Origin of the sequence: Streptomyces sp. 3330 (assembly GCF_031456635.1) — a bacterium.
In the GTDB taxonomy this organism is placed as follows: Bacteria; Actinomycetota; Actinomycetes; order Streptomycetales; family Streptomycetaceae; genus Streptomyces.
The window spans coordinates 136,348-158,594 of sequence record NZ_JAVDVA010000015.1; the positions used below are offsets into that span (position 1 = coordinate 136,348).

The 22,247-nt window shown below is 72.0% G+C and carries 19 protein-coding genes and 2 pseudogenes; 14 read left to right on the top strand and 7 right to left on the bottom strand.

Annotated elements, in window-relative coordinates:
• Positions 1-209 precede the first annotated feature (209 nt).
• The 4 genes from rpsA to J2X68_RS24645 all read left to right on the top strand — a co-directional run bounded on the left by rpsA (position 210) and on the right by J2X68_RS24645 (position 4,229).
• Positions 210-1,712 carry a 30S ribosomal protein S1 gene (gene rpsA, locus J2X68_RS24630; protein WP_310434742.1) on the top strand — a complete coding sequence of 501 codons (1,503 nt, stop codon included), beginning with the start codon at positions 210-212 and terminating at the stop codon, positions 1,710-1,712.
• Positions 1,713-2,157: 445 nt separating this feature from the next.
• Complete coding sequence (locus J2X68_RS24635; RefSeq protein WP_310434743.1) at positions 2,158-3,096, top strand: PAC2 family protein; 939 nt, start codon at positions 2,158-2,160, stop codon at positions 3,094-3,096.
• 81 nt (positions 3,097-3,177) lie between these two features.
• A complete protein-coding gene (coaE, locus tag J2X68_RS24640; RefSeq protein WP_310434744.1) occupies positions 3,178-3,798 on the top strand; it encodes a dephospho-CoA kinase in 621 nt (206 codons plus the stop codon).
• 50 nt (positions 3,799-3,848) lie between these two features.
• Positions 3,849-4,229 (top strand): tetratricopeptide repeat protein, encoded by a 381-nt coding sequence (locus J2X68_RS24645; protein WP_310434745.1) that lies wholly within the window; start codon positions 3,849-3,851, stop codon positions 4,227-4,229.
• A gap of 326 nt (positions 4,230-4,555) precedes the next feature.
• Here J2X68_RS24645 and J2X68_RS24650 read toward each other — a convergent pair whose 3' ends face one another.
• The gene (locus J2X68_RS24650; protein ID WP_310434746.1) at positions 4,556-4,822 is read right to left on the bottom strand and encodes a DUF6343 family protein; all 267 of its coding nucleotides are present in this window, start codon (positions 4,820-4,822) and stop codon (positions 4,556-4,558) included.
• A 173-nt stretch (positions 4,823-4,995) separates the two neighbouring features.
• Here J2X68_RS24650 and J2X68_RS24655 point away from each other — a divergent pair, with 173 nt between their 5' ends.
• From J2X68_RS24655 to J2X68_RS24665, 3 genes are all read left to right on the top strand, one after another.
• Entirely contained in the window at positions 4,996-5,712 is a 717-nt protein-coding gene (locus J2X68_RS24655; protein WP_310434747.1) for a class I SAM-dependent methyltransferase, read from the top strand.
• Between the two features lie 263 nt (positions 5,713-5,975).
• A complete protein-coding gene (locus J2X68_RS24660; RefSeq protein WP_310434748.1) occupies positions 5,976-6,434 on the top strand; it encodes a DoxX family protein in 459 nt (152 codons plus the stop codon).
• Between the two features lie 209 nt (positions 6,435-6,643).
• Positions 6,644-7,678: a uracil-DNA glycosylase family protein gene (locus J2X68_RS24665; RefSeq protein WP_310434749.1), complete on the top strand. Its 1,035-nt coding sequence runs from the start codon at positions 6,644-6,646 to the stop codon at positions 7,676-7,678.
• Between the two features lie 7 nt (positions 7,679-7,685).
• On the opposite strand, the gene J2X68_RS24670 is transcribed toward J2X68_RS24665, so the two are convergent.
• Together J2X68_RS24670 and J2X68_RS24675 are read right to left on the bottom strand one after the other, a co-directional pair.
• Complete coding sequence (locus J2X68_RS24670) at positions 7,686-9,143, bottom strand: LamG domain-containing protein (RefSeq protein ID WP_310434750.1); 1,458 nt, start codon at positions 9,141-9,143, stop codon at positions 7,686-7,688.
• 56 nt (positions 9,144-9,199) lie between these two features.
• Positions 9,200-9,898 carry a GntR family transcriptional regulator gene (locus J2X68_RS24675; RefSeq protein ID WP_310434751.1) on the bottom strand — a complete coding sequence of 233 codons (699 nt, stop codon included), beginning with the start codon at positions 9,896-9,898 and terminating at the stop codon, positions 9,200-9,202.
• 155 nt (positions 9,899-10,053) lie between these two features.
• On the opposite strand from J2X68_RS24675, the gene J2X68_RS24680 reads away from it, so the two are divergent.
• The 4 genes from J2X68_RS24680 to J2X68_RS24695 all read left to right on the top strand — a co-directional run bounded on the left by J2X68_RS24680 (position 10,054) and on the right by J2X68_RS24695 (position 16,089).
• Complete coding sequence (locus J2X68_RS24680) at positions 10,054-11,532, top strand: NCS1 family nucleobase:cation symporter-1 (protein ID WP_310434752.1); 1,479 nt, start codon at positions 10,054-10,056, stop codon at positions 11,530-11,532.
• A gap of 5 nt (positions 11,533-11,537) precedes the next feature.
• The gene (locus J2X68_RS24685; RefSeq protein ID WP_310434753.1) at positions 11,538-12,260 is read left to right on the top strand and encodes an aspartate/glutamate racemase family protein; all 723 of its coding nucleotides are present in this window, start codon (positions 11,538-11,540) and stop codon (positions 12,258-12,260) included.
• A gap of 676 nt (positions 12,261-12,936) precedes the next feature.
• On the top strand, positions 12,937-13,668 hold the full coding sequence (locus J2X68_RS24690; protein WP_310434754.1) for a hypothetical protein: 732 nt from the start codon (positions 12,937-12,939) through the stop codon (positions 13,666-13,668).
• A gap of 531 nt (positions 13,669-14,199) precedes the next feature.
• Positions 14,200-16,089: an FUSC family protein gene (locus tag J2X68_RS24695; protein WP_310434755.1), complete on the top strand. Its 1,890-nt coding sequence runs from the start codon at positions 14,200-14,202 to the stop codon at positions 16,087-16,089.
• Positions 16,090-16,102: 13 nt separating this feature from the next.
• On the opposite strand, the gene J2X68_RS24700 is transcribed toward J2X68_RS24695, so the two are convergent.
• Positions 16,103-17,065, bottom strand: coding sequence for an endonuclease/exonuclease/phosphatase family protein (locus J2X68_RS24700; RefSeq protein ID WP_310434756.1), 963 nt, complete (start codon positions 17,063-17,065; stop codon positions 16,103-16,105).
• Positions 17,066-17,217: 152 nt separating this feature from the next.
• Here J2X68_RS24700 and J2X68_RS24705 point away from each other — a divergent pair.
• The 3 genes and pseudogenes from J2X68_RS24705 to J2X68_RS24715 all read left to right on the top strand — a co-directional run.
• Positions 17,218-17,468: pseudogene (locus tag J2X68_RS24705) on the top strand (amidohydrolase); the annotation flags it as partial.
• A 92-nt stretch (positions 17,469-17,560) separates the two neighbouring features.
• Positions 17,561-18,208, top strand: coding sequence for a DUF899 domain-containing protein (locus tag J2X68_RS24710; protein WP_310434757.1), 648 nt, complete (start codon positions 17,561-17,563; stop codon positions 18,206-18,208).
• A 154-nt stretch (positions 18,209-18,362) separates the two neighbouring features.
• Positions 18,363-18,539: a hypothetical protein gene (locus tag J2X68_RS24715; RefSeq protein WP_310434758.1), complete on the top strand. Its 177-nt coding sequence runs from the start codon at positions 18,363-18,365 to the stop codon at positions 18,537-18,539.
• Positions 18,540-18,543: 4 nt separating this feature from the next.
• On the opposite strand, the gene J2X68_RS24720 is transcribed toward J2X68_RS24715, so the two are convergent.
• The 3 genes and pseudogenes from J2X68_RS24720 to J2X68_RS40315 all read right to left on the bottom strand — a co-directional run.
• Entirely contained in the window at positions 18,544-20,409 is a 1,866-nt protein-coding gene (locus J2X68_RS24720; RefSeq protein WP_310434816.1) for an ABC transporter ATP-binding protein, read from the bottom strand.
• Positions 20,410-20,679: 270 nt separating this feature from the next.
• Positions 20,680-21,126, bottom strand: coding sequence for a hypothetical protein (locus J2X68_RS24725; protein ID WP_310434759.1), 447 nt, complete (start codon positions 21,124-21,126; stop codon positions 20,680-20,682).
• A gap of 470 nt (positions 21,127-21,596) precedes the next feature.
• A pseudogene (locus J2X68_RS40315) lies at positions 21,597-22,109 on the bottom strand (ATP-binding protein); the annotation flags it as partial.
• Positions 22,110-22,247 lie beyond the last annotated feature (138 nt).

The following is a 22,247-nucleotide window of genomic DNA, read 5'->3' on the forward strand; positions in this document are numbered from 1 at the left end:
CCCGTATGCTACAAGTTGCGCTGCGGGCCTGCGCACCTCAGACGTAGCAGGCTGCGCTCGCATCTGTTGTTGTCCCCTCGGTTCTCGAGGCGCCACCACCAGTTTCTGGTGAGGGTGCTTCCTCAGCTGTCCGGCTTCTTCAGAGCGATCACGGGCTCCCGGCGTAGCAGTACCTACGACTCACTGTCCGTACCGGAGCCCTTTCCCACATGACGAGCAGCACCGAGACCACCTCTACCACGCCGCAGGTAGCGGTCAACGACATCGGTAACGAGGAAGCCTTCCTCGCCGCGATCGACGAGACGATCAAGTACTTCAACGACGGCGACATCGTCGACGGCGTCATCGTGAAGGTCGACCGGGACGAGGTCCTGCTCGACATCGGTTACAAGACCGAAGGCGTGATCCCGAGCCGCGAGCTCTCGATCAAGCACGACGTCGACCCCAACGAGGTCGTCGCCGTCGGTGACGAGATCGAGGCCCTTGTTCTCCAGAAGGAGGACAAGGAAGGCCGCCTGATCCTCTCGAAGAAGCGCGCCCAGTACGAGCGTGCCTGGGGCACCATCGAGAAGATCAAGGAAGAAGACGGGATCGTCACCGGTACCGTCATCGAGGTCGTCAAGGGTGGTCTCATCCTCGACATCGGCCTCCGTGGCTTCCTGCCGGCCTCCCTCGTCGAGATGCGCCGCGTCCGCGACCTCCAGCCTTACGTGGGCAAGGAGCTCGAGGCCAAGATCATCGAGCTGGACAAGAACCGCAACAACGTGGTCCTGTCCCGCCGTGCCTGGCTCGAGCAGACCCAGTCCGAGGTCCGCCAGACGTTCCTCACGACCCTCCAGAAGGGTCAGGTCCGCTCCGGCGTCGTTTCCTCGATCGTCAACTTCGGTGCGTTCGTGGACCTGGGCGGCGTCGACGGTCTGGTTCACGTCTCCGAGCTTTCCTGGAAGCACATCGACCACCCCTCCGAGGTTGTCGAGGTCGGCCAGGAAGTCACCGTCGAGGTTCTCGACGTCGACATGGACCGCGAGCGTGTCTCCCTGTCGCTGAAGGCGACCCAGGAAGACCCGTGGCAGCAGTTCGCCCGCACGCACCAGATCGGGCAGGTTGTCCCCGGTAAGGTCACGAAGCTCGTTCCGTTCGGTGCGTTCGTGCGCGTCGACGAGGGCATCGAGGGCCTGGTCCACATCTCCGAGCTGGCCGAGCGCCACGTGGAGATCCCGGAGCAGGTCGTCCAGGTCAACGACGAGATCTTCGTCAAGGTCATCGACATCGACCTCGAGCGCCGCCGCATCAGCCTCTCGCTGAAGCAGGCCAACGAGTCCTTCGGTGCCGACCCGGCCTCGGTCGAGTTCGACCCGACCCTGTACGGCATGGCCGCGTCCTACGACGACCAGGGCAACTACATCTACCCCGAGGGCTTCGACCCCGAGACCAACGACTGGCTCGAGGGCTTCGAGTCGCAGCGTGAGGTCTGGGAGAACCAGTACGCCGAGGCGCAGTCGCGCTTCGAGCAGCACCAGGCTCAGGTCATCAAGTCCCGCGAGGCCGACGCCGCTGCCGCCGCCGAGGGTGGCGACACCGCGGGTGCGGCTCCGGCCGCGTCCGGTGGTGGCGGTTCCTACTCCTCCGAGGGTGCCGACACGTCCGGCGCGCTGGCCTCGGACGAGGCGCTCGCCGCTCTGCGCGAGAAGCTGGCCGGCGGCCAGAGCTGAAGTCCCCCGGCAGCACAGGGTGACCCCCGACGGGGGAAGCCCTGGCCGCTGAGGTCCGGCAGTCAGTCGAGGGCCCGCACCTTTCGAGGTGCGGGCCCTCGGTGCTGCCCGGACACGACATCGCCGCTCACCCGGGCGGCGGGCGTACGGCCCGTACGGCGGACCTCCGGCCAGTACGGCCCGTGGGCCCGGCGCAGCCAGGCCGCTGATCCCGTGACGGCCGCCCCCGCAGGCCGTGATCACCCTCGCGGACCCATGGCCCCCCACCCTTGCCCGCCCCACCACCCCGCCGCGCGCCCGGACCTCCCCTCTCCCTTCCCCTCCGTCCCCCTCTGACGGCTCGCCGTGAGAATCCGGCCGGAGTCACATGATCAAGGGGCCCGGAGCGGGAATGCCCGCGGCCGGACGGGCGTTGGACAGAAGGAACACGAGGGGAGCGGTCCAAGTGCTTGATCCGCAGGGTTTGTACGCATGGGAGCCGAAAGGCCTGGCAGTCGTCGACATGGCGCTGGCCCAGGAGTCGGCCGGACTTGTCATGCTCTACCACTTCGACGGATACATCGACGCGGGCGAAACCGGTGACCAGATCGTCGACCGGCTCCTCGACTCGCTGCCCCACCAGCTCGTCGCCCGCTTCGACCACGACCGCCTGGTCGACTACCGCGCCCGCCGCCCGCTGCTGACCTTCAAGCGCGACCGGTGGACCGAGTACGAGGAGCCCGCCATCGAGGTGCGGCTCGTACAGGACACCACCGGTGCGCCCTTCCTGCTGCTGTCCGGCCCCGAACCGGACGTGGAATGGGAACGCTTCGCCGTCGCCGTCCAGCAGATCGTGGAGCGGCTCGGCGTCCGCCTCTCCGTGAACTTCCACGGCATCCCCATGGGCGTTCCGCACACCCGCCCCGTGGGTCTCACCCCGCACGGCAACCGCACGGACCTCATGCCGGGCCACCGCAGCCCCTTCGACGAGGCCCAGGTGCCCGGCAGCGCCGAGGCGCTCGTCGAGTACCGCCTCATGGAAGCCGGACACGACATCCTGGGCGTCGCCGCACACGTCCCGCACTACATCGCCCGCTCGGCGTACCCGGACGCGGCCCTGACCGTCCTGGAGGCGATCACGGCGGCCACCGGTCTGGTCCTGCCGGGCATCGCGCACGGCCTGCGCACGGACGCCCATCGCACGCAGACCGAGATCGACCGCCAGATCCAGGAGGGCGACGAGGAACTCACCTCCCTCGTCCAGGGCCTGGAGCACCAGTACGACGCCGCCGCCGGCGCCGAGACCCGCGGCAACATGCTCGCCGAGCCCGTCGACATCCCGTCGGCGGACGAGATCGGGCAGGAGTTCGAACGGTTCCTCGCCGAGCGCGAGGGTGAAGGCTGAGCGCTCTCGCCGAGCGTTCCGTAGCGGTTCCGCAGGGGCCTGTCGGGTGCGTCGTCATCGGCAGGCCCTAAGCTTCCGCCCATGCTGAAAGTGGGCCTGACCGGTGGGATCGGCGCCGGCAAGAGCGAGGTGTCACGGCTGCTCGTCGAGTGCGGGGCCGTACTGATCGACGCGGACCGCATCGCACGCGAGGTCGTCGCGCCCGGCACCCCGGGACTGGCGGCGGTCGTGGACGCGTTCGGCACGGACATCCTCGCCCCGGACGGCAGCCTCGACCGCCCCCGCCTGGGCTCGATCGTCTTCGCCGACCCCGCGAAACTGGCGCTCCTCAACTCGATCGTGCATCCCCTGGTCGGCGCCCGCTCCAGCGAACTCGAGGCCGCCGCCCCCGAGGACGCCGTCGTCGTCCACGACGTCCCCCTCCTCACCGAGAACGCCCTCGGCCCCCTGTACGACGTCGTGCTCGTCGTCGACGCGACCACCGAGACGCAGCTCGACCGGCTCGTCCGGCTGCGCGGCATGACGGAGGAGGACGCCCGCGCCCGGATGGCCGCCCAGGCGACCCGCGACCAGCGCCGGAAGATCGCGGACATCGTGATCGACAACGACGTGCCGCTCGCGGAACTCCACCGCCGGGTGAAGGACGTCTGGGGCGACCTCGCGCGCAGAGCGCAGGCGCCGCACGGGACGTCTCCGGAATAGCGGCCCTCGCTCCGTGCGTTGAACCCGTTGAGCAAGGGAAGGATTTTTCCGTGCCCGATACCAGCGGTTCGACCGGACGTACTCCGGAGACACACGTCATCGACTTCCGCGCGGCGGAGCATCTCCTCGCCGCCCGGGACCCGCGGGGCGCGGTGAAGTTGCTCGACGGAGTCATAGCCGCGCACCCCGAGAACACCGCCGCCCGGCTGCTGCGGGCGCGTGCCTTCTTCGCGGCCGCCCAACTACGGCCCGCCGAGCTGGAGTTCACCATCGTCCTGGAGCGCGAGCCGGACAACGCCTTCGCGCACTTCGCGCTCGCCCGCACCTACGAACGCCAGGGCCGGAGCGACCAGGCCAAGCGCCACTTCCGACTGGCGGCCGCACTGGACCCGAACCCGCAGTACCTCAAAGCGGCACGCTTCGAGAACTGACCACGTACGGCCGCGCCCCGCCGGACAGCCGGGCCTTCGGATCACTGCCCTTCGGCCGCTCGGACCTTCGAATCTCCAGGCCTACGGGTCGACGGCTCTCTGGGCTGTGGGCCTCCAGGCCTCCAGGCCTCCAGGCCTCCAGGCCTCCAGGCCTGTGGGCCTGTGGGCCATAGGTCTCCGAACCTCCTGGATCACAGACCTCGGGCCTCCGAATCTCCAGGCCTGCCGGTTCTGGGCGTCCGGTCTCCCAAGCTTCGAACCCCAGCCCCTGCGGGCCTCCTGCTTCTTGCCTCCTGCCTCCTGCCTCCGGTCACCGGTCACCGGGCTCATGGGTGGCGGTGCTCGGGCGGTCGGTACGGCGGGATGTCGCGGCCCGGCTGGTAGTGGGGGCCCTGCCGCCGGTGCCTGAGGATCATCGTCAGGTCGACCGCGGTCACCAGCCACAGCACCCCGCAGGCGGCCGCCCACCCCGGACGCCCCACGAGTGCGAACGCGGCCGTCCCGAAGATCGCCCAGGCCAGGCCCCACAGGGTCAGCCACAGGCGCATCCGCAGCGCACTGCGCGCTGTCACCGGCTCACTGCCCGTACGCATCCCGATCACCGCTCCTCATTGCAACGTACTCCCAGGTCCCGAGGTTCTCCAGCGGGCCGGAGCCTTCGCCCTTGGGCGCTTCGAACAGAGGAGTCATCCCTCGAACGGGTGAACCGCCGAGGGAGGGGAACGGCCGTGCCGGGACGGTCCGTTGAACGGGCATGAAGCTGGAAATGCGAGACGGATACAACGGAACCGGACCCGGTGCGATCACCCCGGACGGCTGCGCGGTCGAGCTCTACTCCCGCCTGCCGGTGGGGGACGAGCCGGAGATCATCGCCGCCGCGGTGCCCGCCGGCGCGCACATCCTCGAGCTGGGCAGCGGGGTCGGCCGAGTGACCCACGCCCTGCTCGACCGCGGGTTCACGGTCACGGCGGTGGACGAGTCCGCTGAGATGCTGGAGCGCGTCCGCGGGGCCCGCACGATATGCAGCCCCATCGAGGATCTCGACCTGGGCGAGACGTTCGACGTGGTGATGCTCGCGTCGTTCCTCGTGCACAACGGCGACGTCGAGTTACGGCGAAGGATGTTGCGGGCCTGCGCCCGGCACGTCGCGTGGGGCGGGTGCGTGCTGATCCAGCGCGAAGGAGCGGACTACCACTCCAACGTGCCGCGCGAGCGCGTCGATCCGAGCGGCTTCACGATCCGGATCGTCTCGGCCGAGCCCATCGGGGACGGCGTCCACTCCGTACGCGCCGAGTACGACTTCCCGGACGCGACGTGGACCCAGACCTTCCGATCCCGGCCGCTGACCGAAGAAGAGTTCGAGGAGGCCTTGGCGGAGGCGGGTCTGAACGTGGAGTGCTATCTGACGGAGGACCGGATGTGGGTGAGAGCGGTACCGGCGACGGAGCAGAGAGGGGGGCGGGGCACAACCGGTAGGAGGTAGAGAGGTAGGCAGATAGGGGGGCGAGGCAGAGAGGCCGACGGGGACCGGCAGGCGGCAGCGGCGAGAGAGGGGGGACAGAGGCGGCGAGCACTGGTCGGAGCGGGAGAGCGGGCGGGAGCGGAGACCACGGCCCAGGGGGGAGAGAACGGCAGGGACGCCAGGGCGGTGCCGTGAGAAGGACCGGCAGGCTGCGATGAGTCCGCCGGCGGAGGTCGGTCTATCTCTTCGACAGCACAACGGACCGCTCACCGCAGGAGACCCTCATGTCCGAGACCACGGCTTCCCTCGCCGGCACCACGTCCGCGGCCGCGCCCACCTCCGCATCCGCGATCGCCCGAGCCCGCCGCGCCCGGATCGCCCTGCGAGGCCTGCAGGTGCTCCTCGCCCTCTTCTACGGCATCGCCAGCGCGCTGCCGAAGCTGATCGCGCACCCGTCGGCCGTCGACGCCTTCGACGAGATGGGCTGGGGCAGCCTGGGCATGTACACCATCGGCGCCTTGGAACTCGCCGGTGCGGTCGCCCTGCTCATCCCGGTGCTCCAGTCCGTGGCGGCGGTGGCGCTGGGGGCGCTGATGGTGGGCGCGTTCGTCGCCCAGGTCGTCGTCTTCGACGGCCAGAACGCGGCGACGCCACTCATCCTGCTGGTTCCGTTGGCGCTCATCGCCTGGAAGCGACGGGAGTCGAACGCTGAGCTGCTGCGGTGGGCACGGCGAGAGATGTGACGAGCTGGGCAGATCCACTGTTGCAGGGGCAAGGGCGGGGTCAGGGGCAACGGGCGGGGGGGAGGGGGGAGGGGGGGAGGGGGCGGGCCCCTTAACCCAACCTTCAGTTCCCAGCCCCAGCCCCCAGCCCGCGGTCCTCACCCTCCGCCTCCAGCCCTGGTGGATCTACCCAGGCTCGCGGGGCTCCGGAGCGGTCTTACGGTGGAGTCATGGACGCCCCCAAGGCCGCCTCCGCCTCCGCCGCTGCAGCCTCCGCCACGGCCGCTGCTTCAGCCTCCGCCTCCACCCTGCCCCTGCTCGATCGGCGTGTCGGGGACTGCCGGGCGTGTCCTCGGTTGGTCGCCTGGCGTGAAGAGGTCGCCCGTACCAAGCGGGCCGCCTTCGCGGACTGGACGTACTGGGGGCGGCCCGTCCCCGGCTTCGGTCCGCCGGACGCCCGGCTGCTGATCGTCGGGCTCGCCCCGGCCGCGCACGGCGGGAACCGTACGGGGCGGATGTTCACCGGGGACCGTTCCGGCGATGTGCTGTACCAGGCGTTGTATGACGTGGGGCTGGCGTCGCAACCCACCGCCGTGTCCATCGACGACGGGCTGGAGCTGTACGGCGTCCGGATCACCGCGCCCGTGCACTGCGCTCCGCCCGCCAACAAGCCGACGCCGGGCGAGCGGGACACCTGCCGGCCCTGGCTCGTCCAGGAATTGAGACTGCTGCGGCCGACGTTGCGCGCGGTCGTCGTACTCGGCGCCTTCGGTTGGCAGGCCGCATTGCCGGCGTTCGCCGAGGCGGGTTGGACCGTGCCCCGCCCGCGGCCCGCCTTCGGGCACGGGACCCGTGTGCCGCTCGGCAGCCTGCCTCGCTCAGACGGCGCTGTCGACGCTGTCGGCCCGAACGGCACTGCCAGTCCTGACAGCCCGAACGGCACTCCCAGTCCGGACAGCCCGAACGGTACTGCCAGTCCGGACAGCCCGGACGGCAATCGGAGCCCGGACGGCATGGACAGCCGGGACAGCCCGAACGGCACTCTCCGTCCGGACGGTCCGGGCGGCAATCACAGCCCGGAAAGCCCGGACGGCACTGACACCCCGGGAGGCATTCGTGCCCAGGGCGATCCGGGCGGTGCCGGTCGTCTGGATGTCTTCGGTTGCTTCCATGTCAGTCAGCGCAACACCTTCACCGGTCGGCTCACTCCCGCGATGCTGCGCGACGTGCTGCGCACGGCCGCGGGAGCGGCGGGGCTGAGGTGAGCTCCGGTCAGACGACGCGTGCCGCGGTGAGCGGGCGGGAGGCCACCGGGTAGGCCTTGTCCCGGGCGGTGTTGACGCTCCAGCGGTAGCGGGAGAACTCGCCGGTGGTGTCGGATGCGTAGAACATCATGTGGCCGATGCCTGCACCCTCGAACTGCTCCTCGGCGAGGAGGCTGACCATGCGGGTGTCGGGATACTTCGGGTAGTTGGTCAGCGCGTACACGCCGTGCGGCTCGGCGGTGCAGTCGACGATCTCGACAGCGTACTGCGTCTCGCCGGTGAAGTCGGCGACCCCGCTGAAGACGCCCTTGACCTCGCGGACCATCACGATGTGACCGGTGTTGCCCTCGACCTGGCCGTTGTAGTCCACCGCGATCAGATCGCCCGGGCGGAGGTCGGTGACCTTGCGGATCTGCTGGAAGCGCGGGCCCGCGGTGCCGTCGGCGAAGGCGCGGCGGTAGTCGGCCGCCTCGGGGATGCGGTCCTGGAAGTACTGGGTGAAGTAGGCGTCGGTGGCCCATCCGTAGGTGTGTCTGAGCACCCAGGTGACGAAGGACGAGCAGCGGGCCCGGGCGATCCAGCTCGTCGGGTCGTCGGGTGCGCCCCAGGTGACGGTCGACGGGGAGCCGATCAGGTAGACGTTGTTGAGGCGGGCGGTGCGGCCGCTGATCAGGGAGACCTCGTCGGCGCTCAGGGCGCGGCCGTAGGCGCGCACATCGTCGACCGAGCCCTTGAGATGGTTCACGTAGGCGCCGTTCCAGCGGGCCCGGCCCAGGTTGAAGCCCTGGGTGGCGGCCCAGGAGAGCGTGGCGTCGGCGGTGCCTTCGGGTACGCCGTTCACGTACAGACGGATGCGGGCGCCGTCCCACACGCCGGTCAGGTGGGTCCACTTGCCGGGCACGGGGGCGGTGGTGGCGAGGGCGGAGATCTTGGCGCTCTGGTCCTCGGCGCGCACCTTGAACGCCCAGGCGCCGGCGGTGTCGTCGTACTGGAGCAGGAAGCGGCTGCAGCCGGCGCCGTCCTGGCTGACCGCCGTGTACATGGTGGTCAGGGCGGCGTCGTCCGCGAGGCGGACCCAGGCGGAGACGGTGAACGGGGCGGTGGTGTCGAGGACGGAGGCGGTGGCGGCGTAGGACGCGTCCAGGGTCAGTTCGCCGCCTGCGCGCAGGGTGGTCCAGCTCGCCCCGGCCCCCGGGGAGACGGGGTGGTCGCGGCCGGAGCGGTCGGCGCCGGAGCCGTCGAGCGGCCAGTGTCCGGTGAGGCCGGTGGGCAGGTAGCCGGCCGCCAGGAGGCGCTGGTACTGGACCATCTGCTCGGCCTGGGCGAGATGGGGTGCGGCGACCGGCGTGAACGGGGTGTCCAGCGGGGCGTCGGCGGCCGCGCTCCCGGCGGCGCCGAGTACCCCGGTCATCGCGCCCGCCCCCACGAGTGCGGCTCCGCTCAGCAGTCCGCGTCTGCTCACCATGGTCGTTCTCCCCGTCCGTTCGCCGCGTGTGCGTCTTCGGACACCTGTCCGAAGGGTCAGGGGATTCTAGGCGGAGCGTGATCGGGGGAGGGCGGGGTTTCCCGAGGGGGCGTTTCGCCGAAGAGGTGCCGGACGGTGGAACGGTAGTTGGCCTGGACGTGGTTCAGGGCGTGGGCGCGGGCGCGGGCCGGATCGCCGGAGGCGATGGCGTCGTACAGGTCCTGGTGTTCGGTGAGGAGTTGGGGCCATTCCTCGTTGCGTCGGGTGAGCCATTGCAGGCGGCCGGCGACCGGTTCCATGACCGAGATCAGCAGGGTGTTGCCGGCCATGGCGAGGAGCCGGTCGTGGAAGCGGGTGTTGATGTCGGTGATGGCCTCGGCGTCCCCGGCGTCGGTGGCGCTCGCCGCGCTCGCCAGGAGGTCCCGTAGTTCCGCGAGGTCCTCCGGGGTGGCCCGGGCGGCGGCCAGTCCGGCCGCGTACACCTCCAACGCCTCGCGCAGCTCGAAGAGTTCCTTCACGTCGGTGGGGCTCAGCGGCCGTACGACGGTGCGGCGGGGGGTCTCGAAGTGGACGAAGCCCTCGGCGACGAGCGCCCGGATGGCTTCCCGGACCGGGACCCGGGAGACACCGAACCGGTCGGCCAGCTCGCGCTCGACGAGCCGGTCGCCGGGACGCAGCCTGCCGGCGATGATCTCCTGCCGCAGGGACCCCAGGACGCGCTCGCGCACCGCGCCGAGGGGTTCGATCTTCGTCATGAGCCCATCTTCGCCGATACGGGAGGGCTTTTACGGAGCCGTAACGGGGCGGACATCGGTCGGAACGCTTGACGGCGGGACCATGTGCGCAGTTTGGTATACCAAACGGTCCGGCCAGAGCAGTCCTCCTCCGTCCCTTCGCCCAGGGAGGCCCCGTGTCCCTCGCCGACAGCGCCGAAGCCACCGGCGCACCAGCGTTCGTCCCCGACCCCCGGCTCACCAACGAAGACCTCGCGCCCGCCGGGAAGCGGAACTGGAAGGTCTTCGACCTCTTCGCCCTGTGGATGTCGGACGTCCACAACCTCGGCAACTACACCTTCGCCGCCGGACTGCTGGTCCTCGGTATGAACGTGTGGCAGGTCTTCACCTCGCTCCTCGTCGGCTTCGTGCTCATCTACGTCGGCATGAACTGGATGGGCCGGATCGGGCAGCGTCACGGTGTGCCCTTCCCGGTGGTCAGCCGCATCAGCTTCGGCGTCTGGGGCGCCAACGTCCCTGCTCTCATCCGCGCCGTGATCGCCATCATGTGGTACGGCATCCAGACCTACCTCGCCTCCGTCGCCGTCAACGTGATGCTGCTGGCGGCCTGGCCGGGCCTGGAGTCCTGGACGCACAGCTCCTTCCTGGGCCTCGACGCGCTGGGCTGGCTCTCCTTCGTGTCCCTCTGGCTGGTCCAGGCGATGATCATCAGTCAGGGCATGGAATCCGTGCGCAAGTTCCAGGACTTCTGCGGCCCGGCGATCTGGCTGGTGATGATCGCGCTGGCGGTCTGGGTGCTGTCCAAGGCGGGCTGGACCATCTCGCTCACCTCGACCCCGCACCCGGTCTCCGTGGGGGAGCAGTGGCGGCAGTGGTTCGGCGCGATCGGCCTGATCCTCGCCACGTACGGCACGCTGATGCTGAACTTCTGCGACTTCTCCCGCTTCGCGCCCGACTACCGCACGGTCCGCCGCGGCAACTTCTGGGGGCTGCCCCTCAACTCGACGGCGTTCGTGGTCGTCTCCGTGATCGTCACCGCCGGTTCGCTGGAGGTGTTCGGCGAGGCCATCACCGACCCTGCGGAGCTGGTCGCGAAGGTCGGCAACACGTGGGTGCTCGTCCTCGGGGCACTCACCTTCGCCATCGCCACCATGGGCGTCAACATCGTCGCCAACTTCGTGTCGCCGGCGTACGACCTGGCCAACGTCTGGCCGCAGAAGATCACTTTCAAGGTCGGCGGCATGATCAGCACGGTGGCGGCGCTCGTGGTCACCCCGTGGAACCTGTTCTCCAACCCCACGGTCGTCAACTACTTCCTCGGCGGCCTCGGCGCGTTCCTCGGCCCGCTGTTCGGCGTGATCATGGTCGACTACTACTGGGTCAAGCGCGGCCGCGTCGACGTGACCGAGCTGTTCGACGCCACCCCCGGCTCCCGCTACTACTACCGCAAGGGCGTCAACCCCAAGGCGCTGTGGGCGTTCCTCCCCTCCGCGGCGGTCGCGGCGGTGCTCGCGCTGGTGAAGACCTTCAGCGATGTGGCGCCGTACTCCTGGTTCATCGGGACGGCCCTGGGCGCCGGACTGTACGTGCTGCTGTGCCGCAGTGAGCGGACCGCCGGGTCCGCCGTCGCCGCCGAGAAGCCCGTGGAGGTCTGAGGAGCGTGCGGAACGTACGGATCGTCGTCACCAACTGCAACACCACGCAGGAGATGACCGAGGAGATCGTGCGAGGTGCCCGGGCCGCGGCCGGCCCGGGCACCACCGTGACCGGACTGACCCCCGCCTGGGGGCCCGAGTCGGCGGAGGGCTGGCTGGACAGCCTCCTCTCCGCCGCGGCGGTCATGGACGCGCTGCGGACCTATGACGGGGCGCCCTACGACGCCGTCGTCATGGCCGGATTCGGTGAGCACGGACGGGAGGGCGTGCGGGAGCTGGTGGACGTGCCCGTCGTCGACATCACCGAGGCCGCGGCGCATCTGGCGTGTCTGCTGGGCCGCCGGTACGGGGTCGTGACCACGCTGGAGCGGTCCTGCGGCCAGATCGAGGACAGCCTGGAGCTGGCCGGGGTGGGCCGCAACTGCGCCGCCGTCGTCGGCACCGGGCTCGGGGTCCTCGATCTGGGCGACCGCGACCGCACCGAGGCCGCCTTCCTGGCGGCCGCCGAGCGGGTCCGGGCGGCGGGGGCCGAGGTGCTGGTCCTGGGGTGTGCCGGGATGACGGGACTGGAGCGGACGGTGGCGGACAAGCTGGGCCTTCCGGTCGTGGACGGGGTGGGCGCGGCGGTGAAGCTGGCCGAGGGGCTGGTCGGGCTGGGGCTGACGACCAGCCGGGCGGGGAGCTTCGCGAAGCCGGTGCCGAAGCGGCGGACGTGGGGCGCCGCGTAGCCGGGACAGTGGGCTGCCCGGGACGGTGGGTCGCCCGGGACGGCGGACCGACCCGGGACGGCAGGCCGACCCGGACGCCGAAGCGCCCGTCAACGCGATGGCTCACCAAGGCCCGCTCCCTCCGTACCACTCCCGTCGTGACGCTCTGTGACGACTTCTCCCATTGAAGCGCGTCCCACCGACAATCGCCCTGCGGCGGATAACCGTTGGACAATTCCGAGCCGTCCTCGCCACGCTGCCGCCCATGCGGAGCAAGCGGCCGGGCCGATTCCCGACGGCGGACTGCCCAGGGGTCCCGCCGGACGTTCCGGCGGGCCACCGGAGGTCTGCCATGTCCCGTACCGTCCACCACGTCCGTCCGCGGCACCGCGTCCAGCCGGACGAGCAGCCGCCCTCACCCCGTGGCTGGAGCACCGGCCACACACTCGGCGAACTGCGGTACAGCGCACGGGAGCTGGCCCGGGCGCGGCGCGAGCGGCGTCGCCCGGCGCCCGCCCCGCTGGTGCGCGTGTTCCGTTCGCACACCTTTCCCCGGTCCCTGAACGCGCGGGTCGACGGCCCGTACGAGTCCCGCGCGCGTGCCGCGTTGTCCGGCGGAGGCGTTGGCAAAGGCAGGCCGTCTCTTCGGTGGATAACCCTTTGGGGTGAAGCCGTGGGAGCCGCTACCGTCCTGGTCGTGGCGAAACTCAATCAGATCATCGCAGTCGAGAAGGGCATCAAGTCCAAGGCCCACCAGGACCTGAGCGCGGCCCAGCACGGACTGCAGAAGCCCGCGCTGCTGGCCGGCATCTCGCGGACCTACCAGCCCAAGGACGAGGAGGGCGAGCAGCTGCCGCCCGAGTCGACGCGGGTGCAGGTGAAGGCCGAGGACGTGCTGCGGGAGACCGCGGCCACACTGACCCGGCTGTTCGACGTGACCGCCACGAAGGACTGGGCCAATTGCGCCGCCCGCGCCGACGTGACGGTCGACGGCCGCGTTCTCGTCGCCGAGGTTCCGGTGTCCTACCTGCTCTTCCTCGAGAAGCAGCTCGTCGAGCTGACCGCCTTCGTGCGCAGGCTGCCCGTGCTCGACGCCTCCGAGTCCTGGGTGCAGGACCCGTCCACCGACGCGTGGAAGACCGAGCCGGTGCGGACGCTGCGGACCAAGAAGGTGCCGCGCAACCATGTGAAGGCGGAGGCGACCGACAAGCACCCGGCGCAGGTCGAGGTGTACTACGAGGACGTGCCGGTCGGTTACTGGACGACCGTGAAGTTCTCGGGAGCCCTTCCCGCCCGCCGGGTCAACGAACTCCTGGCGCGCCTGGAGAAGCTGCAGCAGGCGGTGAAGTTCGCCCGGGAGGAGGCGAACGGCTCCGACGTCGTCGACCAGCGGGTCGGTGACGCCGTGTTCGGCTACCTGTTCGGGTAGCCTTCGAGACTCCCCGGTCCTTCGTGACCGGGGTGCGCGAGGAGCGCAAGCTGAAGCTGAAGCTTGTCGTGACGAGCGAACCGTACCCGCCAGGCATGTCAGGGACGGATCGCGATGAATCTCAGACTCTCGCTCCAGACTCAGCATTCGCCGCCGATCGCCGGAGCGACCGGGCCCAGGCCCCCGGACGTCGAATTGCCGGTTCAAGTCCGGCCCGCGCAGCTCGATGCGCGGTGGTCCAAAGGCAGGACGCGACGACATCACGACTGACCTGGGTCCTCAAGTGCGCCGGTGTGCGACATGGGCGGCTCCACAGGGGCCGGGGGCAGGCTACGCCCCCGGCCCCGCTCCCGTTTCCGGCCTTGCGTTCATAAAGAACGCGGGATTCGGGCCGGCCGTCACCTGGCCGAAACGCAACCGTCCCCGCGTCTCCAGATCCGACCCGTACCGTGGACACCACAGCTCACAGCTGACAAGCCCCGGCCACCGTCGCCCGAAGGCACACCCCGCCCTCGTCCCGACAGGAGCTCCGTGTCCCCGCGCCCGCACCTTCCCGCTCGCGCATCCCGCCCGTTCGCCGCGCTTCCGCCCTGGCTCGCCCACGCGCTGCGCGCCCAGCGCGGCCCCGTCCCGTGGAGCGCGGTCACGCGCGGGGCCCTGGCCGCCGGGCCGCTGCTCCTCGCGTCCGTCCTGACCGGCCGGACCTCGCTCGGGGTCATCGCCGCCATCGCGGCGATGCTCGCCGGGATCAACGACCGGCCCGGCAGCAGGCGCACCGCGGTGAAGCGGCTCGGGGCGCCCGCCCTCGTGGGCGCGGGAGGGCTGCTCGTCGGGACCTACGTCGGGGATCACGTGGGGGCCGTCGCGCTGACGGCCGTCCTCACCGGGCTCGGCCTCCTCGCCGGCGGGGCGAGCGCCATCGGACCCGTCGCGTCCGGCGCCGGGACGCAGCTCCTCGTCGCCTCGGCGATCGGGGCCGGGATGCCGGTCGCGGAGGCCGGGTGGGCGCGCGCCCTCGCCTTCCTCGCCGGGGCCGGATGGCTGCTGGCGCTGCGGCTCGCCCTGCCCACGCCCGGTGCGATGACCGGCGACTTCCGCTTCGACGGCGAGCGGGACGCGGTGGCCCGCGTGTACGACGCCGTCGCGGAGCTGCTCGACGCCACGGGGACCGGGCACGCCACCGCGCGCCGCGCCGCCCTCACCGCGGCCCTGGACCACGCGCAGGACGCCCTCGCCGGACCGCGGCTGCGGCGCGGCGCCGGCTCCTCCGCCGAACGGCGGCTGCACGCCCAGTACGCCGCCGCCCTGCCCCTCGCCGAGGCGGCGACCGCCCTCGCCTGGGCCGCGGAGCCTCTCTCCGGGCGGGCCTCGGCCGGGCCCCGGCGGCTCGCCGCCGCCGTCCGCGAGAACACCCACACCGGGCCGCTGCCCGCGCCCTCCCGGTCCGCTCCCGCGCTGCGCGCCCTCGACGACGCGCTCCTGCACGCCGCCGACGCGTTCGACCAGGGCGGCGGCGGTGACCTGCACGCCCGCCGGCGCGGTGTGCGGGACGTGCTGCGCACCGCGTGCGGAGCGGGCGGCCGCGAGTACGGGCTGCGGGTCGCCCTCTCCTTCGGGGCCAGCGCCGCCGTCGCGCAGGCCCTCTACCACTCCCAGTGGTACGGCCGGCACACGCACTGGTACTGGCTGCCGGCCACGGCCGTCTTCCTGGTCAAGCCGGACCTCGGACCCCTCGTGTCCCGGGTGCTGTGCCGGGCGGCGGGGACCGTGCTCGGGGCGCTGCTGTTCGCCGGCTTCGCCGCCGTGCTGCCCCGCCCGGAGGGGCTGGTGGCGCTGGTCGCCCTGTGCGGGGCGCTCATCCCCGTGTCCACCCGGCACTTCGCCGCCCAGACGGCCGTCGTCACCGTCCTCGTGCTGTCGCTGGTGATGGTCGGCGGCGAGCCCCAGGCCTCCGTGAGCCGGATCGTCGAAACCCTGCTGGCCTGCGCGATCGTCCTGGTCGTCGGACATCTGCCGATGCCGGGGGAGCGCGGCGGCCAGGTGCGCGCCCGGCTCGGCGCCGCCGCGGGCGCCGCGCACGCCTACCTCGCCCACGTGCTCGACGGCTCCGACGACCGTGCCGCCCGCTGGACACTGCGCCGCGAGGCCTACCGCGCGCTCGCGGAGGCCCGCACCGCCATCGCCCTGGCCGCCCACGAACTGCCCGCCGTCGCCCGGCACACGGAGGGCACGGACGAGGTCGCCGCCGTCCTCGAACGGCTCGTCGACACGACCACCGCCTGCGCCGTCCACCTCGACGACACCGGGCGGCTCACCGCTCGGCACCGGGAGCGGCTCGCCGAACTCCTCGGTGAACTCGCGGCGGGGCGGGACCGGGTGGGGCTGCGGACGCCCGTGCCGGATCTGCCGGTGGCGGTGTAGCCCGGCCCGCCCGTCAGCCGATCCGCACCCACACCGGGGCGTGGTCCGACCCCGGTTCGTTCCTGCGTGCCGCCGGGTCGAGCCCGACCGAGGGCAGCCGCAGCTCCGCCCCGGGCCCCGGCGCAGGGTCGGCGCCCGTGCCCGCCGACGTCAGCCGGTGGACCAGGCGGTGGCTCGTCAGCACGTGGTCGATCAGTTCCCGGCGGCCGGAGTCGATCCGCGAGTAGCGGCGGTCGGCGGGGATCAGCGGGGCCACGTCCCACAGACGGGCCGCGTCGCCCTGGTCGGGCGTCTCGAAGCCGCGGGTGCCGAGCTCCGAACCGGGCGGGCCGAGCAGGATCTGCGTGGTCGCCGCCCGGACCTCGTCGTTCAGGTCGCCCAGCACAGCCACGTCCCGCTCGCGGCCGTCGCCGGCCAGGAGATCGTCGGCCAGGGCGCGCAGCGCCGTCGCCTCGGCGGCCCGGCGGTAGAGGGCGTAGGCGCCGTAGCGGGCCCGTTCGCCCTCGTCGCGCGGGAAGAAACGATCACCCGGGTACGACAGCAGCTTCGACTTCAGATGGGCCACCGCCACCCGCAGCGGCCCGGCCGGGGTGACCGTCTCCACCGCGAGGAAGCCGCGGCCGGCTCCGTCCGAGACGGCGCCCGCGTCGTCCGCCTGCACGGGCCGCAGCCCCGCCGGGTACGCGCGCGTGTCGGCCAGTACCTCCAGGGGCGTACGGCTGATCACACCGACCCGGATGCCCCGGCCGTCCGGATGCGCGGACAACGCGGCGTGCCAGGTGCCGCCCACCGTCTCGAGCAGGTCCGTCAGCGCCTCGGGCTCCCCGACCTCCTGGACGCCGAGCACGCCCGGGTCGAGCGCGGTCACGACGGCGGCGAGCGCGGCGAGCTTCGCCTCGTAGGCGGCCTTGTCCTTCGGGCCGAACGGCCCGCCGGGCCGGTACAGGTTCTCGAGGTTCCAGGTGCCGAGGAGCATGGCGGCTCCCTCCAGGAGGTGTCGTGGCGCCAGCGTGCCCGTCCGCCGGGGTCGGCGACAGGTCCGGGACACGATGCGCGCCACGGCTCACCCGCGGGCACGACATCGCCGTACGCCGACGGGATGAGGCCTTCTCCGCCGCCTTCCCCGGAGTGGTCCTCGTCGATCTCGGCGGACCGCACATCCAGCCCGTCCGCGAACTCGGCGCGGCCCCGGTGCACAGCGCCCGCTCGCCCGGCGTGCGCACCACGATCGTCGGCGGAAGTGTGTATGGACGCGCGCCCGGGAACTGTTGACGATCGACGTGCCGGAGACCGTGCGGGAGCCGGGCCGGCGGATGCCCGCGCTCCTCCACCGAGCCCACGGCGGACGTGTCCAGGACGTCCGGGAGCACGCCACCTGACATACGTTCCGCGCCGGCGATGAGTTCCGTTCCGTCCGTGGGTCACCCCTTGGAAGGACCGTCGCAGGACCGTCGCACAGGAGGGGCAGCCCATGGCGCATCCGGAGCTTCCGGAGATCGTCTCGCGCGAGGAATGGCGTGCCGCGCGCGAAGAACTGCTGGTCAAGGAGGAAGCGGTGACACGCGCGCGTGAGGCGCTGGGCGCCGAGCGGCGCGCACTGCCCATGGTCGAGGTCGCTGAGGAATACGTGTTCGAGGGCGGTGACGGCAAGGCCGGGCTCCTCGACCTCTTCGACGGCCGCCGCCAACTCGTCGTCCACCACTTCATGTTCGCGCCCGAGTGGCAGACCGGCTGCCGCTGCTGCGCGGCCTTCCTCGACCAGGTCGGTCACCTCGCGCACCTGCACGCGTACGGCACCTCGTTCGCCGTGGTGTCCAGGGCCCCGTTCACGAGGATCCTGCCGTTCAAGGCGCGCATGGGCTGGACGGTGCCCTGGTACTCCTCGTACGACGACGACTTCAACGGCGACTTCGGGGCGACGGTGGGGGAGCCCGGCGGCTTCGCCGAGCGGCCCGGGGTGAGCTGCTTCCTCCGGGAGGGCGACCGGGTCTTCCACACCTACTCGATGTTCGACGGCGAGCTCGACCGGCTCGGCCCGGCGATGACCTTCCTGGACCTGACGGCGCTGGGCCCGCCGAGCGGCGTGCGGCTCCGCTACCACGATGAGTACGACTTCTGACACGGAGAGTGCCGGATATGTTCGTAAGGCGACCGGATTCTCACACTCCGCGCGGAACGCGTGTCAACTACGTCTCAGTCCCGCAACCGGCCGAGGCCTTCGCCCCCTCCAGAGCGTTAACTCCTACAAGCACGACGCTGAACGGAGGTGCGAGATGGTGAACGGGCGGACCGTGCTCGAGCGCTTTCCCGCGGGCGGGCCGCGGGGTTCGTGGCCGGCGGAGGAGTTCGCGCAGGCGCGACGTAGGGAGGGACTGGCGGCCGAGGTCGTCATGGACCTCGCCACGGACACGTTCCTCGTGGTCGTCCGGAGCGGCGACAGCGCGCGGTGAGCCGTCAGCCCGCCTGTGACGGGGCGGGCACCTGCGCCGTGAACTGCTCGGCCTGCAGCGTGTACAGCTCGGCGTAGACGCCGCCGCCCGCCAGCAGCTCGTCCGGGGTCCCGGACTCCACCAGGCGGCCCTGGTCCAGGACGTGCACCAGGTCCGCGTGCCGGACCGACGCCAGTCGGTGGGTGATCAGCACGACCGTCTGGCCGCTGTCGGCCAGGGCGCGGATCTTCTCGAAGACCTCCAGCTCGGCCCGGGCGTCCAGGGCCGCCGTCGGCTCGTCCACGATCAGGATGCGCCCGCGCCGGTAGGCCGCGCGGGCGATGCCGAGGCGCTGCCACTGGCCGCCGGACAGCTCGTGACCGCCGCTGAAGTGCCTGGCCAGCAGGGTGTCCAGTCCGCGAGGCAGGTCCTCGACCACCTCCTGGGCGCCCGCCTCCGCGATCGACCCGGCCAGCCGCTCTTCGGTGAGCGGTGCGGCGGAACGGCCGATCGCGACGTTGACCCGGGCGGTGAACGGCCACCGCTTGAAGTCCTGCGCCACCATCGCGATGCGTTCGGCCAGCTGGTGCCGGTCCGCGCCCGCCGCGTCCACGCCGTCCCACAGGATCCGCCCCCGGTCCGGCCGGTACAGGCCCGCGAGCAGCTTCACCAGGGTCGTCTTGCCGGAGCCGTTCTCGCCGACGAGCGCGATGATCCGGCCGAGGGGGAGGGAGAGGGTGACGTCGTCGAGCGCGGGACGCGCCGACTCGCCCGGATAGCCGAACGTGACGTTCTCGAAGCGGATCTCGCGCGGCTCCTCCGGCAGGGCCGTGCCGCCCGACGGGATCGCCCGATCGGCGGCCTCCACGTAGAGGCGCTGGAGGTCGCCCACGAACAGGGCCTCCTCGTGCAGCTGGTTGACCTCCAGGACCAGGGTGTTCAGGCTCGCGGAGCCGCTGCGGATCGCGATCACGGCCGTGCCCGCCACCGCCAGCGCCATCGTCCCGGTGAGCAGCAGCCCGCCCAGCGTGGCGTACGTCGCCAGCGTGGCGAGGCCCGTCCAGGTCGCCGCGAACAGTCCGGTGCGCGCCGCGAGCCGGGCCAGCCGGGCCTGCTCCGCCTCCGCCGTCTCCGACATCGCGCGGAAGTGCCGCAGCAGGAAGGGGCCGACGCCGTGGACGCGGATCTCGGGCGCGGCCGCGGGCTCGGTGAGCAGACCGGCGATCAGGTGCCCCGCGCGCGCGTGCTGCACCCAGGTGTGGAAGGACTCGTAGCGGCGCCGGGCGTTGGTCAGCGCGCTCCAGGCACTCGGCAGGGTCATCGTCACCAGCAGCGGCAGCAGGAGCGGGTGCAGCACGGTGAGGACGCCCGCCGAGGCGGCCAGCGAGATCATCGCGTTCACCACGCGCGTGCCGTGACTGATCATGTACCGGCTGGACCGGGCCCCGTACTGCGCGGTGTCCAGCAGTTTGTGGAACGCGTGGTCCTCGATCGCGGCGAGCTCGACCGCGGCCGCCCGCTCCAGATACAGCTCGGTCGCCACCCGTTCCACCTTGGGTTCGAGCCGCCCGGTGGCGTACGTCGACGCGGCCCGCAGCAGCGCCCCGATCAGGAGGACGACGGCCATGGCGGCCAGCGCGGGGGCGGCTCCGCGCAGCCGGTCCTCGATCGGGCCGCCGGTGATGAGCCGGCCCAGCACGGCGTTCATCGCGAGCAGGCCGATCGCCTGCGCCACGCCCCGGCCGATCTCGGCGCGCAGCACGATCCGGGCGGCTTTCGGGTCGGCCTGCCGGGCCAGCCGGAGGCTGGTGCGCAGCAGGGACGGCAGCCGGGTGACCATGGCGCGGAAGTTCAGCTCCAGAAACGCGTCCCGGTGCTGGTTCCAGCCCATGTCGTAGCGGAGCGGGCCGCCGAACAGGAGCCGCTCCGACTCGGACACGTCACGCTCGTCGGGCCCCTGCGGTGCGTGTTCCTTTCCCGTCTCCTGTGCCGTGTCCGCCTCTCGTGCCTCTCCCACCGCCGGCCTCCCCGTTCGCGATAGTCGACGAACGGCCACTATCGCGGGGCGAGCGAGACGGGGGCAGGGCGCGGGGCCGGAGAGCCGGGACGCGCGGGCGTGCGCCGGGACGGCTCCCGGAGCGGCCCGTGGAGGGGCGGCAGGTCAGGCGCTGATCGCCCGCGACCAGGTGGGCGTCGTGCCGGTGAGGCGGCACAGGGCCAGATAGAGGGGGATCGGCGGGGTGTACGGGAGCGTGCCGTCCGGCCGGTGGATGAGGCCGGGGACGTGCGGGGAGTCCGGCAGGCGGGCGCCCGTGGCGTAGTGCGCGGGGGCCGGCCACTCCAGGGCGTAGTCGGAGTCGGAGGGCACCAGCCACCACCAGCGCGCCTCGTCGGCGTAGACGCAGCCCACGCGCGGCAGGCGCGGCATGAGGAGCGGGCCGAGGCGGGCGGGGACGGAGACGGCGTCGCAGCCCAGCGGGGCCGTCATGCCGTCGGGCACGGCCAGCCGGCGCGGCGGCTCGGGGGCGGTCACGCCGCCGGGTCCGCGCGTGAGGCGGACGAGTGTGTCGAGGGTGAGCAGCGGGGGCCTACCGGAGGCCGCGCTCATGCCCTTCCCCGCTCGCGGCCGTGCTCGAGCGGGAGGGATCCGGCGGGGTGACCGGGTCCCGCGGGGTGGCCGGCCGTCCGCCCGTCGCGGCCGCTCTCGTACCCGCCGTGGCCACCGTGGCCACCGGCTGTGCGGTGCCACTGCGGCGCGATGCGGGGGGCCGGAGCGTCGGGTGCGGAGGCAGGGGCGGGCTTGGCGGTGGTGGGGGCGGGCGCGGCCGACGGCACGGGGTGCGGTCGGCGGGCCGCCCGGCCGGCCATGGCGCGGTACCACTGCTCGGCCTGCTCGTCCTCGTCGGCCGGGCCGTCGTCCGGTCCCGGCTTGGGGCGGGAGCCCCAGCCGAGGTCGTTGCGGGGCACGGCCGGGCCGGTGAACGGCTCGGCGGGACCGTCGTGGAACTCGTCCAGGGTGTCGAGGAGCTCGCCCAGCTCGGCGTGGTGCGGCTCGGACGCGTCCAGGCTGTTGCAGGGCTGGGCGGGATCGCGGGGAGCGTCGGCCTTGCGGGTCAGGTCGGCCCAGACCAGCAGGCCGGGCCCGTGCTCCTGGGCGCCCCAGGCGTGACAGAGGGCCTCGACGAGGAGCAGTCCCCTCCCGTGCTCCTCCTCGGGTCGCTGCGGGGAGGGATGGGGTTCACCCGGCGCACAGCCCTCGTCGCGCACGGCTATGCGCACCAGGTCCTCGCCGTCGTGCAGCTCGCAGACGACGATGTCGCTCGCGGTGTGCACGATCGCGTTCGTGACCAGCTCGGATATGACCAGGGCGGCGGTGTCGCAGGTGTCCTCGCACACCGACCAGCCGGTCAGCCGGGCCCTCGTCAGGCGTCTGGCCTGGGCGGGGGAACCCGGATGGGCGGCCAGTTCGAATCGGAACCGGCGCTCGGCAGCGGCCTGGTCGGGGCCTGCTCCCGCGCTGGCACCGAGACCCTGGGGGCGGCCTGCGGCGGCGTCTGTTCCTAAGGGCGCGGACGGAATCACGCTTGCCACTATCTCCCCGCCGTGAACACTTGGCAAGTGTCACTCTGAAAAATGCAGAGTGCTGTGTGACGCGGTGGGGGGCCGTGGCACACTGCTCGCAACAGCACGTTGAACGGCGCCAATTGGGATCGGCGGAGATCCGTACGT